This is a genomic window from Terrisporobacter glycolicus ATCC 14880 = DSM 1288 (assembly GCF_036812735.1).
GTDB lineage: Bacteria > Bacillota > Clostridia > Peptostreptococcales > Peptostreptococcaceae > Terrisporobacter > Terrisporobacter glycolicus.
This window is the reverse complement of record NZ_CP117523.1, coordinates 3,212,953-3,228,469: the sequence shown is the minus strand read 5'-3', so window position 1 is coordinate 3,228,469 and position 15,517 is coordinate 3,212,953. Positions and strand designations below refer to the sequence as shown.

Sequence of the window (15,517 nt, the reverse complement as noted above, 5' to 3'; positions counted from 1 at the left end):
AAACTTTAATTTATTAAATTTACATAAGTAATAGATGGATATTTTAAAGTATAAAAAGCAAAGCAATTTTATTTAAAAGCTTTGCTTTTTATTATTTTGATTTATGAAAGTAAGCCATCTATCATTAAATTCACCTTTAGGACGTTTACTGTAGTTTCACCAAGTATTCCTAAAAAAGGTTTATTAGTACATCTATTGATGATATTGTTAACTTCTGACTCAGTCATATTATTGTTATCAGCAATCCTTTTAACTTGATATTTAGCAGCAGCTAAAGATATATCAGGATCTAGACCACTACCAGAGCATGTTACTAAATCAACAGGGATTGTTTTATCTTTATTATATTCATGAGAAGATTTTATTTTATTAATTCTTTCTTTTATAAGTTTTTCATATTCATCACTAGCAGGGCTTAAATTAGATGGATTAGAGTATAATACTTTATTACCATTTTCATCAGTAAATGTTTTTGTATCCGTATTCATTATACGTCCCCACATATGTTTTTTATCTGTGTATTGTTGAGCAATCAATTCTGAACCATATTTTTTTCCATCAACTTCAATAATACTACCGTTAGCTTTAGATGGGAAGAATATTTGAGCAATACCTGTTATAGCACCTGTATATATAACCCCACAAAGTAGGGTAAAAATTATAAAGGATGATAATCCTTTAGAAATAATAGATTTCATTTTAATACCTCCTTACCACATTAAACAAGACCAACAGAAGTTAATAACACATCTATTATTTTTATAAATATAAATGGAGTTATTATACCACCAAGGCCATATACCAATAAGTTTCTAGAAAGTAATTTGCCAGCAGATACCTCACGATATTTAACACCTTTTAATGCCAATGGAATCAAAGCAACAATTATCAAAGCATTGTATATTATTGCAGATAAAACAGCACTTTGTGGACTGTGAAGATTCATAACATTCAAGGCAGAAAGTTGAGGATATAAGCCTAGAAATAGGGCAGGTATTATGGCAAAATATTTTGCAAGGTCATTTGCTATAGAAAAAGTAGTTAGACTACCTCTTGTCATCAAAAGTTGTTTACCAATACGAACTATATCTATAAGTTTTGTTGGTGAGGAGTCTAAGTCAACCATATTACCAGCTTCTTTCGCAGCTTGTGTACCAGAGTTCATAGCAACAGCAACATCAGCCTGAGCAAGGGCTGGAGCATCATTTGTTCCATCACCAGTCATAGCAACTAAATGACCTTTTCTTTGGTATTCTCTGATTAATTCTAATTTTCCTTCTGGTGTAGCCTCCGCAAGAAAATCATCAACTCCAGCTTCGGCAGATATGGCAGCTGCAGTAAGAGGGTTATCTCCAGTTATCATTATAGTTTTAATACCCATTTTTCTTAAATCAGCAAACTTTTCTTTTACGCCTTTTTTTATGATATCTTTTAGGTGTATTACTCCAAGTATTTTATGATTTTTAACAACTATTAATGGAGTACCACCTTGGTTAGATATTTTTCTTACAACTTCATCACATTCATTACTATATATGCCACTAAATTGAGAGACATAGTCTTTTATTGCATCTACAGCACCTTTACGAATTTCGTCTCCATTATAATCAACACCACTCATACGTGTTTTAGCAGAGAATGAAATAAAATTAATATTTTTATCGTTAAGATTTCGTCCTCTTATATTAAATTGTTCTTTAGCAAGAATTACTATACTTCTACCTTCTGGAGTTTCGTCAGCTAAAGATGATAATTGTGCAGCATCAGCTAAATCTTTAGGAGAAGTACCATCTACAGGAATAAATTCACTGGCTTGACGATTACCAAGTGTTATAGTCCCTGTTTTATCAAGCATTAATGTATCCACATCTCCAGCTGCCTCTATGGCACGACCACTCATTGCAAGTACATTTGCGGAGTTTAATCTGCTCATACCGGCTATACCGATGGAAGAAAGTAGAGCACCTATTGTTGTAGGAGCTAAACAAACAAGTAAAGCTACTAATGTAGTTATAGATGTTGGATTAGCTATTCCTGCTTGATTTGCGGCAAAATCAGAGTAGGTATAAAGTGACATAGTAACTAAAATAAATATTATTGAAAGAGCTACAAGAAATATTTCAAGAGCTATTTCATTTGGTGTTTTTTTTCTTGATGCACCCTCAACCATAGCAATCATTTTATCAAGGAAACTTTCTCCTGCTTCGTTAGAGACTTTTATTATTATCCAGTCGGAAATTACTGTAGTTCCTCCTGTGACGGCACTTCTATCTCCGCCAGCTTCACGTATAACTGGTGCAGATTCACCAGTTATAGCACTTTCATCTACAGAAGCAGCACCTTCAATTACTTCACCATCAGCAGGCACTTGTTGATTAGCCTTAACAATCACTATATCGCCTTTTTTTAAAGTAGTAGATGGAACTATAGTTATATTATCTTTTTCAATTAAAGATGGAATTTTATATGCATTTACATTATGTTTACTAGCCCTTAAAGTATCTGCTTGAGCTTTACCTCTACCTTCAGCTATGGATTCTGCAAAATTTGCAAATATTACTGTAAACCAAAGAATTATTGCTATAGACAATGTGTACCCAGGTGAAGCATCTTTAATACTAAACAATGACGCTATCCAAAGCAAACTCGTTAATATAGCAGATATATAAACCAATGACATTACAGGATTTTCCTTCTGTGTTTTTGGATTTAACTTTATAAATGAATCTTTTATAGCTCTTTTAATCATATTTTTATCTGAAAGAGCAGTTCTTGTATTATTATTCAATTAAGATCACCTCCTATAAGATTGAACTGAAATACTCAGCAATTGGTCCTAGTGATAATGCTGGGAAAAAGCTAAGTGCACCAATTAATAAAACAATCATAATTAATAAAAATACAAACATGGCATTTGTAGTAGATAATGTGCCCGCTGTAGTAGCAATTTTTTTCTTTTGAACTAAGCTACCAGCAATCGCCATAATGCCTATCATTGGAATAAACCTAGCAAACAACATGCACAATCCTAAAGTAAGATTTAAAAATACTGTATTTGCACCAAAACCAGCAAAAGCAGATCCATTATTTCCACCCGCTGATGAATAGGCATAAAGTATCTCAGAAAAACCATGAGTACCAGCATTGTTTAGACTATCTGTAATACCAGGCCAAACTGTTGCAATACCACTACCAATTAATATAGCAAGAGGAGTAGCCAGGCAAACAAGAACTGACCATTTCATTTCATAAGGTTCAATTTTTTTACCTAAAAATTCAGGTGTTCTACCAACCATAAGTCCTGCAATAAATACAGTTAGTATGGCGAAAGCTAACATTCCATACAATCCACATCCAACACCACCGAAGATTACTTCACCAAGTTGCATTAATAGCATGGTTACCATTCCACCAATAGGAGTGTAACTATCGTGCATAGAGTTTACAGAACCATTTGAAGCTGCTGTAGTAAATGTAGCCCATGTAGATGAAGCAGCTATACCAAAACGGGATTCTTTACCTTCCATGTTCCCCCCAGATTGTTCTATAGCAGTCATATCAACAACACCATTTTGTGAAAGTTGAGGAGTAGCATTTTGTTCGCATACAGCTATTACTCCAAGAGCTATTACAAGTACTATAAACATGGCCATAAAAATTGCAATACCTTGTTTTTTATTTTTTACATTTCTACCAAATGTAAAGCATAAGGCTGCAGGTATTAGTAAAATTGAAATCATTTCTAGTAAATTAGAAATGATTGTTGGATTTTCTAAAGGGTGAGCTGAGTTAACTCCATAGAAACCACCACCATTAGTACCAGTTTGTTTTATTGCTATTTGGCTAGCAGCAGGGCCAAGAGGAATAATTTCCGTATCTACAATTTCTGCATTATTAATTACTTTTCCATTAACAGAGACTGTGTTAGTTTTTGAGTCAATTTTTGCATTTTCAATAATATTTCCATCATTGTCAATAGCAATAGGTTCAACTAGTTGAACAGTTTCAGCAGACTTAAAATTTTGAACAACGCCTTGAGATAAAAGGCCAACAGAAATAACTATATTTAAAGGTATTAAAATATAAAGTATTATTCTAGTCATATCACCCCAATAGCTACCAAGTCCTTTTGAATTAACCTTTATAAACCCACGAATTAAAGCAAATAATACAGCTATGCCTGTTGCAGCTGAAACAAAGTTTTGAACTGTAAGGCCAAGGGCTTGGGTTAAATAACTTAAAGTAGATTCACCGCTATATGCTTGCCAGTTCGTATTTGTTATGAAACTTATAGCTGTATTTAAAGATAAATCCCATGGTACACCAGGTAGCTTTTGGGGATTACCAATTAAATGACCTTGAAATAACTGAAGAAGAAATAAAAATATTAAACCTATTCCATTAAACACTAAAACAGAACAAATATATTTTTTCCAATTCATTTCTTCATCACTTTTAACTTTCATTACTTTATAAATAAATTTTTCACATGGATATAAAAGCTTAGATAAAAATACTTTTTCTCCATTCATTACTTTACCTATATATGAACCAAATGGTATGGCAAGCACTATAAGGATTACTAAATAAATTAAATACTGCAAAATTGTGTATGTCATTGTTTATCTCCTCCCATAAGAATTACAAAATAGTAAATTAATAAAATTATTGCAACTAGACCAATTGTCCAAATTAGTATTTGCATTTCTTATACCTCCTTTTTTTTATAATTCAATTATAAAAATTGAGGTTTTAAAAAGGTATTAAGACTTACAGTAGGAGTATTAAAATAGTATTAAGATTTATAAGAGATGAAATATTTTTGAAAAGTATAATATTGTAATTGATTAAAAATTTGCATAAAAAAACCGGAGCCATAAGAACTCCGATTTTTTTATGAATAATTAAAGTAATATTTATTTTATAACAATTAAATCCTTAGTTACGTTGTTTAACACTTCGCAACCATCTTCAGTTATTAATACTAAGTCTTCTATTCTAACTCCAACTTCTCCTGGTAAGTAAACACCTGGCTCAACTGAGAATATCATACCTGGTTTTAATATAGCTTCATTTACAGAAGATACATCACCGAACTCATGGCACTCCATTCCTATAGAATGTCCAGTTCTATGAGTAAAGTATTCTCCGTAACCTTTTTCAGTTATGTAGTCACGACAAGCGTTATCTACATCACAGAATCTATTTCCTGGTTTACAAGCAGCTATACCTCTTAAGTTAGCTTCTTTTACTACTTCATATACTTCTTTTCCTTTTTCAGAAACTTCACCTAAAAATACTGTTCTAGTCATGTCAGAGCAGTATCCATCTTTTACACAACCTAAGTCAAGGACAACTGAATCTCCTAATTTACCTTTAGAGTTGTCTGATTCATGGTGAGGATCAGCAGCATTAGCACCATATCCTATAATTGGATCAAAAGAGTGACCTGAAGCTCCACCTTCAAGATACATTTCTAAAATTTTGTCTGCCATTTCTAATTCAGTGTAACCTTCTTTAACAAGAGGCATTAATCTTTCCATAACGCTGTCATTTAATTTTGAAGCTTCTCTCATTAATTCTTGTTCTTTTTCATCTTTAATTTGACGAATGTCATCTATTATGAATGATCCATCAATAAATTTAGTAGCATTTAATTTGCTCATTAAAGGTAATAAGAACTTAGCTGGCCAAACTTTATCTATACCAACTATAGTGTTTTCTCTCATGCAGTTTGCTAACATTCCTACATAATCATCAATATCATCAAAGTAAACTATTTCAGCTCCTTCAATTGGAGTAGACTGTGGGAATAATTTACCTATGAAAAATTTATGATTGCCTTCAACATCAAGATAAAGAGCAAGCATTCTTTCGCCACAATTTAACATACGGCCTGTTAAATAACATATAGAAGCTGGATCAGCTACTATTAATTGAGGAACATCGTTTTCCTTCATTGATGTAATAATTCTTTGTAATTTCATTTGATCCATTAATAAATCCCCCTATTGTAAAGTACAAATTAATTAATCTAAAAATTCATTATTTAAATTAACTAAGTTTATTGTAGTATTCATGTCTAATAAAGTCAATATTAGTCATTCAAAACTTAAAAAAATAAAAAAGTAAAGCAAATTAAGTTAATTTAATTATTAAAAAATTAACAATATTATTGTAGGATGTAGTTATTGGAAGTGTTGTGATGGATAAATATAAATTTATATAAAAAAATAATAATATGTAGTGTAATTATTCTAAGATTATATTATAATTACAGATGACAAGACATGTTAAATGCAAATATATGTTTCAAATGAAATAATTATATTCAAATGTATATGACTTGTAGACATCTTAATAGCAAATGTTTTACAAAATATTATATTTAGGGGTGGATAGTTATGGATATAGTAAGTAGAGTATCTGCACTTAGAAAAATAATGGAAGATAGAAATATTGATGCTTACATTATTCCTTCTGCAGACAATCATCAAAGTGAATATGTTGGGGAACATTTTAAATCTAGAAAATTTATTTCAGGTTTTAAAGGTTCAGCGGGAACTGTAGTAGTAACTAAAGATAAGGCTGGATTATGGACTGATGGAAGATATTTTATTCAAGCGGAAAAAGAGTTAGCAGGAAGTGGTATAGATTTATTCAAAATGGGAGAAGAAGGAGTACCAACTGTTAATGAGTTTGTTATAGAGAATATAGAGACAGGTGGAAAATTAGGTTTTGATGGAAGACTAATAGCAGCTGGAGATGGGTTAGAGCTTAAAGTGGAATTAGAAAAGAAAAACGTTATCATTAAATATGATGAAGATCTAATTGATTCTATTTGGGAAGATAGACCTGCTTTATCAGAGGAAAAGGCTTTTGCGTTAGATGTGAAATATGCGGGAGAAAGCTTCCAATCAAAAATAGATAGAATAAGAAATGTAATGAAAGAAAATGGTGCAACAACTCATGTAGTAACAACTCTAGATGAGGTAGCATGGATATTTAATATAAGAGGAAATGATGTAAGTTATACGCCAGTAGTACTTGCTTATGCAGTTATAACTCTTGATAAAGCTTATTTATTTATTAATGAAAATAAGCTTGAGGATACTGTTAAGTCAGAGTTTAATGAATCTAATATAGAAATAAGACCATATAATGATGTTTATGATTTCATAAAAGGATTAGAAGAAAAAGAAGTTATAATGCTAGATCCAGAAAGAGTAAACTATTCTTTATATAATAATATTTCAGAAAATATTAAAAAAGTAGAAATAGAAAATCCTGCAGTTTTAATGAAGGCAATGAAAAATGAAACTGAATTGAAAAATATAGAAAATGCATATATAAAAGATGGTATAGCATGTACTAAATTTATGTACTGGTTAAAAACTAATGTAGGTAAAATTGAAATTAGTGAACTTAGTGCATCAGAAAAATTATTACAACTTAGAAAAGAACAAGATGGATTTGTTGACTTAAGTTTTGAAACTATAGCAGGTTATAAAGAACATGCTGCTATGATGCATTATGCAGCAACTGAAGAAAGCGATTACAAAATAAAAGCAGAGCATATGTTCTTAGTAGATTCTGGAGGTCATTATTTAGAAGGAACTACAGATGTAACAAGAACATACATATTGGGAGAAATATCTGAGGAATTGAAAACACATTATACTGCAGTAGCAAGGGGTATGATAAACTTATCTCAGGCTAAGTTCTTACACGGATGCAGAGGATATAACTTGGATATACTTGCAAGAGGCCCAATGTGGGATATGGGAATTGACTATAAATGCGGAACAGGACATGGTGTAGGATATATGCTAAGCGTACATGAAGGACCAGCTGGATTTAGATGGTATATTGTACCTGCAAAACATGAAACAACTCCTTTTGAAGAAGGAATGGTTATAACAAATGAGCCAGGAATTTACATGGAAGGTTCTCATGGAATTCGTATAGAAAATCAACTAGTTGTTAAAAAGCTAGAGAAAAATATAAATGGACAATTTATGGCATTTGATGCAATAACTATGTGTCCAATAGATTTGGATGGAATTAATCCAAGCTTAATGACTGAAAGAGAAAAATCATATTTAAATGATTATCATAAAAATGTATATGAAAAAATCAGTCCTTATTTAACTGAAGAAGAAAGAAACTGGTTAAAAAAATATACAAGAGCAATCTAATATTGAAAATTAAAAACATAATATTAAAAAAGTTTGAAATAAGCTTAATGAGTTTGAGTCTATCAAAGATATCTATTAAGATATCTTTGATAGTTATCATAAAACTGTGTACAGACAATCAGACATATTTATTAACAGCTTAGGAAATGACTGATATGAAAAATACACAAAAAATACATTATATGGGGGACAACATGGAAAACACAGTTAAATCAAAAAAAAGACCTTTAGCTTTCTATTTATGCTCAGGTGCTTTTTCATTTGAAAGATCAGCATACTATGGAAGTAAAGGAATATTGTTATTATTTATTGCAGCAAGTGTTGCAACAGGCGGACTAGGACTTACATCAGATCAGGCAGCTTTAGCAGTAGCTAACTTAGTTGCATTTACTTATCTGGCACCAATATTTGGTGGTATGGTTTGTGATAGATGGGTAGGAGCTAGATATGCAATACCGGTAGGAATGTTAATAATGGGTGCAGGTTATTTTATAGGGGCTAATGCTACAGATATATCAGGAATTAATATAATGATAGCTTTAGTTGCTTTAGGTACAGGCTTATTTAAAGGTAATTTATCTGCATTAACAGGTACTTTATTTGAAGATCAAGATCAACTTGACTCAGCTTTCTCAACACAATATAGTTTCATAAATATAGGTAGTTTCTTTGGAACAACTTTCTTTGGATTTGCTTATATGTATTTATTTAATAAAGGTGATGTCTTAGGATTTACAGCATGCTTTAAATTCTCGGCAGCCATAATGGTAGTTGGAGCAATAATATTTGTTTTAGGGTGGAAGCTATTGGGAGAACATGGTAAAAAGCCATTCTTAGCTGGTCAAGAAAAAGATAATAGTAATAAAGATGATAGTAAAGCACCATTGACTGTAATAGAAAAGAAAAGAGTAATGGCTATAGTTTTAGTTTCTACTTTTTCAGTAATATTCTGGTTATTCTGGTATCTTACTTACCTAGCAGTTTATGATTATGGTGGAGCATTTGTTGATATGTCAATTGGTAACTTTGAGGTTCCATTATTATGGTTTGACTCAGAAAATGCATTCTTATGTATTGCTCTTGGGCCAGTTTTAGGTTCTTTATGGTACAAACTATCTCAAAGACCACAAGGAGACTTATCTTTATTTAAGAAAACAGGTATAGGATTAGCTTTCTTAGGAGTTGCATTCTTAATGTTAGTTGGAGCTGAATTTACAAGAGGAATAGGAGCTCCAGATACAGCAAAAGCTTCTATAATATGGATAATAGCATTTGGATTCTTCTTAAGTTTAGGGGAGATGTGCTTCTCTCCACTTGGAAACTCATTTGTAAGTAAATATGCTCCAAAAAAATACTTAGCAGTATTAATGGGAGTTTGGACTTTTGCTACATTTATAGCTGGTAAAACTCACGGAGCAATATATAACTTTACAAAGCAATTTGATATGATAACAGTTTATACTGCAATACCAGTAATATTATTTGTTTGTGCAGTAGCATTATTTGCACTAGATAAAAACTTAAGCAAATTAGTTGCTGATGATAGTGAAAATGGCGAAAATATAGTAGCTTAATTATCATACAGTATCAAAATAAAAATATTACAACTGGGTTCTGAGCTGTTACAGAACCCAGTTTTTTATTAAATTAAAATAAATTTTTAAATAGAAGGAGATTGAAACTATGAGAGCTTATGAAAGAATGTTGAATTACGTAAAAGTATGGACTACTAGTGATAGTAGTAGCGAAACGGTACCTTCTACTTCGCGTCAATTTGATTTAGCTAAATTATTAGTAGAAGAAATGAAAGAACTAGGAATAGAAGATGCTCATGTAGATGATAAATGTTATGTTTATGGAACTTTACCTGCTACAAAAGGATATGAAGACAAATCTAAATTAGGATTTATAGCCCACTTAGATACTTCAGAAGATATAAGTGGACAAAATATAAATCCACAAATCGTAGATAATTATGATGGAGAAGATATAGTTCTAGGAGATAGTGGAAGAGTTATAAAAGTTTCTGATTTCCCACATTTAAAAAACTTTAAAGGAAGAACTTTAATAACTACAGATGGAACTACTTTACTTGGTGCAGATGATAAAGCAGGTATAGCAGAGATAATGACTGCAATAGAAATAATACAAAAAGAAAATATACCTCATGGAAAGATAAGTATAGGATTTAATCCAGATGAAGAAATAGGTACAGGAGCTCATAATTTTGACGTTGAGAAATTTGGAGCTGATTTTGCATATACTTTAGATGGATGGTTAGAAGGGCAAATAGAATATGAAAACTTCAATGCATCTTCAGCTACATTTGAAATAAAAGGTACAAATGTTCATCCAGGTAGTGCAAAAGATATAATGGTAAATTCGCAATTATTAGCGATGGAAATAAACTCAATGTTGCCAAATGAAACTCCAGCAACGACTGAAGGATATGAAGGATTTTATCACTTAATGGAAACTACAGGTTCAGTTGAATATTCTAAATTAGTTTACATAGTTAGAGATCATGATGCAGATAAATTTGCTGCAAGGAATGAATTTTTACAAAACATAGAAAAAACTATGAATGAAAAATATGGTGAAGGTGTGGTAACTCTTACTATAAAACAACAATACAGAAATATGAAAGAAAAAATAGAACCATGTATGCATTTAATAGATAATGCTAAAAAAGCTATAAAAGCAGTAGGTTTAGAGCCAATGGTAGATGCTATACGTGGAGGAACTGACGGAGCTCAATTAAGCTTCAAAGGGTTACCTTGTCCAAACATAGGAACTGGTGGAGCGGCTTATCATGGAGCTTGCGAACATATAAGTGTTGAAGGTATGGATAAAGTTGTTGATATAGCTATTGAATTAGTTAAAATATATGCTGAAATGTAATTATTTTTACATATTTAATTAAGAAAAGGAGGAATAAATATTAAAATTTATTTCTCCTTTTTTATTATGAATCTTTTTTTATTAACCAACCATAATATCCATTATGATTTTTTTCATATTTTAGTATGGCATCAAATTTATTCCCATCCTTACCAGTCATAGATTTCACCTTGGTCTCACCTTTTTTAAGTAAGCTTTTAACCATAGTTTTTGTTGGCTTCTTTTTAAATAATTGTAGGTATTTATCATCTTTGAATATACCGTATTTACAATTATTATAATTTGTACAAAAGAATCCTTTTTCGCTTTCCATAACATCTCCATCACAAACTGGACACTTCCCTAGAGAAGTATTTTCACTGGACTTAGATGTCTTATTAGCAGCCTTTGTTGATTTCTTAGATGATGAAGTTTTTTTATTACTAACAAACTTTTTAGTTTTTGAATTATAAGTGAAACTTTCTGTAGAAATCTTTTTTGGTCTATCGTATTTAATAAGATTAACGCTATTCCAAATAAAGCTCATTATATTGTTTAAATATTCTTTTCTAGTAAACTGACCCTTTTGAATATCACTTAAGCTTTTTTCTAGTTTACCAGTATAATCTACGTCAAATAATTCTTTAACAGGGAATATTTCTACTAGATTTTGACCTAAGTCAGTTATAAAATAAGATTTTCCTTTTTTACTTACGTATCCAACTTGACCAATTTTTTTTAGCACATCAGCACGAGTAGCAGAAGTTCCTATGGAATAACCAGATAACACAGCAGTGTCTTCTTCAGATACATTTTTACCACAGTTTTTCATGGCCTTAAGCAAAGTATCCTCAGTATATGGTTTAGGAGGAGTAGTTTGTTTGCTTATAGGTTTTACTTCAATAACATCTACAACTTCATTTTTATTCATCATAGGAAGTAAGTCGTCTTTCTCTTCCTTATTGTATACTTCTAAATAACCTTTAACTTTTAACACCTTTCCTTTAGTAAGGAAGATATTTTTATCCACATCAGTTTTAATTTCTGTATTTTCATATTCTGCAGGTGGCATAAAGTTAGCAATAAATCTATGTTTGATAGCATTGTAAACAATAGCTTCATCAGGTGTTAGATTTGTAGGAATTATGTAAGTCGGTGTGATGGCACTATGGCTATCAACTTTTGAAGAGTCAAAGACTCTTTTTGTTTTTGTAAATTTAATTTTAGCTTCATAAGGTAGACCTTTTTTTAATTTTTCTAAAGTCTGAGCAGTCTTATCCACTAAACTCTCTTCAAGATAAATAGAATCTGTTCTTGGATAAGTAATATATCCACCTTTTCCTTTACCTTCATATAAAGACTGACAAACGCTAAGAACTTTATCTGATGTAAAGTGACTATACTTAGAAGTTATAAAACCTTGAAGTGAAGTCAGAGAAAATAATTTAGGAGCATATTCTTTAGAAGTGGTAACTTTTTTATCTGTTATAATACCTTCTTTAGAAATAATACTATCTATTATTGCCTTAGCTTCTTCAGGTGTATCAAATTTACTATTTTTATTTTTAACTAACTTACCTTTATATTCACCATTTTCACATCTAAAACTTCCTTCTATTTCATAATAAGTTTTTGGAATAAAGTTTCTAATTTCCATGTCTCTATCGTAAACTAGTTTTACCGTAGGAAGTATAACACGTCCTATATTTAGTAATTTACCATTTCCATATTTAAGAGTGGCTATGGAAGTAAAGTTTATACCTATTAGCCAGTCTGTGATTAGTCTTGTATAACCAGCAGCTTGTAGATTTCTCATTTCTTCATCGTCCTTAAGATTTTGAAGACCTTTTGTGATATCTTGAGGAGTCCACTCATTAACTAATATTCTTTTTACAGGCTTCTTATTTTTTGCCATAAGAAAAATTAAAAAAGATATTAGCTCACCTTCTCTATCATTATCTGTTGCATTTATTATATATTCAACATCATTTCTATTTAACAAGGTTTTAATTACATTAAATTGATCTTTTTTAGAAGCTTCAACTTTAAATTTAAATCTATCTTGAGGGATAAATGGAAAATTATCCATCTTCCATGATCCAGAATACTTATCTTTATCATAATCTTTCATATCATATAGAGATACTAAATGTCCAACTGCATAAGTGACAATATATTCATTTCCTTCAAAATATCCATTGTGCCTAGTTTTTGCACCTAAAAAGGATGCAATAGTCTTAGCAACAGATGGTTTTTCTGCTAAAATAAGTTTCATTTCATACCTCCTTTTGAACATTACAATATTACCATATATATTGGAACTACTCAAGTATTTGGAAATTAAATTCTTATACTCTTACATAATATTGTATATTGTAGTAAAATATAAAAGTGTTTTAAATAAGATGAAAAATAACAAGTTTAAAAGGAGATAACAGCATGAAAAATATAAAAATTCAATATCTTAATGATGAAATAAAAAGATTAGAATACATAGATGGAAAGTCTGACTGGATAGATTTAAGAGCTGCTGAAAAAGTCGAATTAAAAGCAGGAGAGTTTAAATTAATTCATTTAGGAGTAGCTATGGAGTTGCCTAAAGGTTATGAAGCTCATATAGTGCCAAGAAGTAGTACTTTTAAAAACTTTGGAATAATTCAAACTAATCATTGTGGAATCGTAGATAACACATATTGTGGCTCTAATGATTGGTGGTTTATGCCAGCATTTGCTCTTAGAGATACAGTAATAGAAATAAACGATAGAATATGCCAATTTAGAATACAAGAAAATCAACCAAAGATAGTTTTTGATGAAGTTGAAAAGCTTCAGGCAGAAGATAGAGGCGGAATTGGAAGTACGGGTAAGCAATAATATATTTATATAATAATAGGTTAACTAAATTATAGTTAGCCTATTATTATATCCAAAAATTAGTTAATTACTCATGTAAATAATGTAAAAACATTTAAACTTATGGACAAAACCTTACGTTTTTGTAATAATACTAATTATAATATTTAAAATTATTAAGAAAGTTATCTTTAAAAATTGACAATATAGAAATAGCACTGTGAGAGGAGTTGAGTAAATTATAACTAGATAAAGGTTATAATATATTTATGAGTATTGAAAAAAAATACGTTTTAACAGGATTAGTAGCATCATCAATTATGTTACATACAGGAATGACTACAGCATTTGCAGATACTGAGAATAGAGTTATAACAGCAGATGCAGTAAACTTTAGAAGTGGGCCATCAACAAGTTATTCATCAATTGGAAAGTTTAATAAAGGTGATAAAGTAGAATATTTAGGTGAAAGCGGTTCCTGGATAAAAGTTAAGTATTCTAATAAAATAGGATATGTTTATGGGGAATACGTTGGAGAATATTCGTCGAGTACAACAAAATACGTAAATACTACATCACTGAACTTTAGAAGTGGACCATCAACAAGTTACTCAGTAATAGGAAAATTATCAAGTGGTACTAAGGTAGAAGTAATATCAACATCAAATGGATGGTCAAAAATAAAATATGATGGTAAGACAGGATATGTATCAAGTAAATACTTAAGTAGTAGTACTCCTGAATCAAGCAATACAACAACAAAATATGTAAATACCTCGACATTAAATGTTAGAAGTGGACCATCAAAAAGTTACTCAGTAATAGGAACATTATCAAGTGGAACTAAGATAGGAGTAATATCAACATCAAATGGATGGTCAAAAATAAAATATGATGGTAAAACAGGATATGTATCAAGTCAGTATTTGAGTAGTAGTGCTCCTGAATCAAGTAATACAACAACAAAATATGTAAATACTTCAACATTAAATGTTAGAAGTGGACCATCAACAAGTTATTCAGTAATAGGAACATTATCAAGTGGAACTAAGATAGGAGTAATATCAGCATCAAATGGATGGTCAAAAATAAAATATAATAATAAAACAGGATATGTATCAAGTGAATATTTAAGTAGCAATGCTCCTAATGATTCTAATTCAACATCTTCATCAGCAAGTAAAGTTATATCAGTAGCTAAAACTTTACTTGGAAAGCCTTATGTATGGGGAGCTCAAGGACCTAGTAGCTTTGACTGTTCAGGGTTTACTTACTATGTATTTAAAAATGCATCAAATATAAGTTTACCAAGAGTTTCAAAGGATCAAAGCAAATATGGAACTTATGTAAGTAAAAGTAATTTAAAAGCTGGAGACTTAATATTTTTTGATACAAGTGGATCAAATAATGGTAATGTTAGCCATGTTGGAATATATTTAGGAAATAATGAATTTATACATGCGTCATCAAGTAAAGGAAAAGTTGTAATTTCTCAAATGAGTTCTTATTATAACGGAGCATTTGTAAATGCTAGGAGAGTATTATAAATTAAAAAACACCTCTATTTTTAGAGGTGTTTTTTAATT

General features: G+C 30.6%; 10 protein-coding genes. 5 read left to right on the top strand and 5 right to left on the bottom strand.

Going from position 1 to position 15,517, the window contains the following annotated elements:
• Positions 1–101: 101 nt before the first annotated feature.
• The 4 genes from kdpC to TEGL_RS15840 all read right to left on the bottom strand — a co-directional run bounded on the left by kdpC (position 102) and on the right by TEGL_RS15840 (position 5,996).
• The gene (gene kdpC, locus TEGL_RS15855) at positions 102–698 is read right to left on the bottom strand and encodes a potassium-transporting ATPase subunit KdpC (RefSeq protein WP_018591444.1); all 597 of its coding nucleotides are present in this window, start codon (positions 696–698) and stop codon (positions 102–104) included.
• A gap of 20 nt (positions 699–718) precedes the next feature.
• Positions 719–2,749, bottom strand: a complete 2,031-nt coding sequence (gene kdpB, locus TEGL_RS15850; RefSeq protein ID WP_051082152.1) for a potassium-transporting ATPase subunit KdpB — start codon at positions 2,747–2,749, stop codon at positions 719–721.
• 52 nt (positions 2,750–2,801) lie between these two features.
• Entirely contained in the window at positions 2,802–4,619 is a 1,818-nt protein-coding gene (kdpA, locus tag TEGL_RS15845) for a potassium-transporting ATPase subunit KdpA (RefSeq protein ID WP_018591442.1), read from the bottom strand.
• Between the two features lie 297 nt (positions 4,620–4,916).
• The gene (locus tag TEGL_RS15840) at positions 4,917–5,996 is read right to left on the bottom strand and encodes a M24 family metallopeptidase (protein ID WP_018591440.1); all 1,080 of its coding nucleotides are present in this window, start codon (positions 5,994–5,996) and stop codon (positions 4,917–4,919) included.
• Between the two features lie 408 nt (positions 5,997–6,404).
• On the opposite strand from TEGL_RS15840, the gene TEGL_RS15835 reads away from it, so the two are divergent.
• The 3 genes from TEGL_RS15835 (at position 6,405) to pepT (ending at position 11,099) form a co-directional block, all read left to right on the top strand.
• Positions 6,405–8,198, top strand: coding sequence for an aminopeptidase P family protein (locus TEGL_RS15835; protein WP_018591439.1), 1,794 nt, complete (start codon positions 6,405–6,407; stop codon positions 8,196–8,198).
• Positions 8,199–8,392: 194 nt separating this feature from the next.
• Complete coding sequence (locus TEGL_RS15830) at positions 8,393–9,772, top strand: peptide MFS transporter (RefSeq protein ID WP_018591438.1); 1,380 nt, start codon at positions 8,393–8,395, stop codon at positions 9,770–9,772.
• Positions 9,773–9,881: 109 nt separating this feature from the next.
• Positions 9,882–11,099: a peptidase T gene (gene pepT / locus TEGL_RS15825; RefSeq protein ID WP_018591437.1), complete on the top strand. Its 1,218-nt coding sequence runs from the start codon at positions 9,882–9,884 to the stop codon at positions 11,097–11,099.
• Between the two features lie 64 nt (positions 11,100–11,163).
• Here the strand turns inward: pepT and TEGL_RS15820 are convergent, their stop codons facing one another.
• Positions 11,164–13,353 (bottom strand): type IA DNA topoisomerase, encoded by a 2,190-nt coding sequence (locus tag TEGL_RS15820; RefSeq protein WP_018591436.1) that lies wholly within the window; start codon positions 13,351–13,353, stop codon positions 11,164–11,166.
• A gap of 164 nt (positions 13,354–13,517) precedes the next feature.
• On the opposite strand from TEGL_RS15820, the gene TEGL_RS15815 reads away from it, so the two are divergent.
• Both TEGL_RS15815 and TEGL_RS15810 read left to right on the top strand, forming a co-directional pair.
• Positions 13,518–13,952 (top strand): dUTP diphosphatase, encoded by a 435-nt coding sequence (locus TEGL_RS15815; RefSeq protein WP_018591435.1) that lies wholly within the window; start codon positions 13,518–13,520, stop codon positions 13,950–13,952.
• Positions 13,953–14,200: 248 nt separating this feature from the next.
• Complete coding sequence (locus TEGL_RS15810) at positions 14,201–15,478, top strand: SH3 domain-containing protein (RefSeq protein ID WP_018591434.1); 1,278 nt, start codon at positions 14,201–14,203, stop codon at positions 15,476–15,478.
• Positions 15,479–15,517 lie beyond the last annotated feature (39 nt).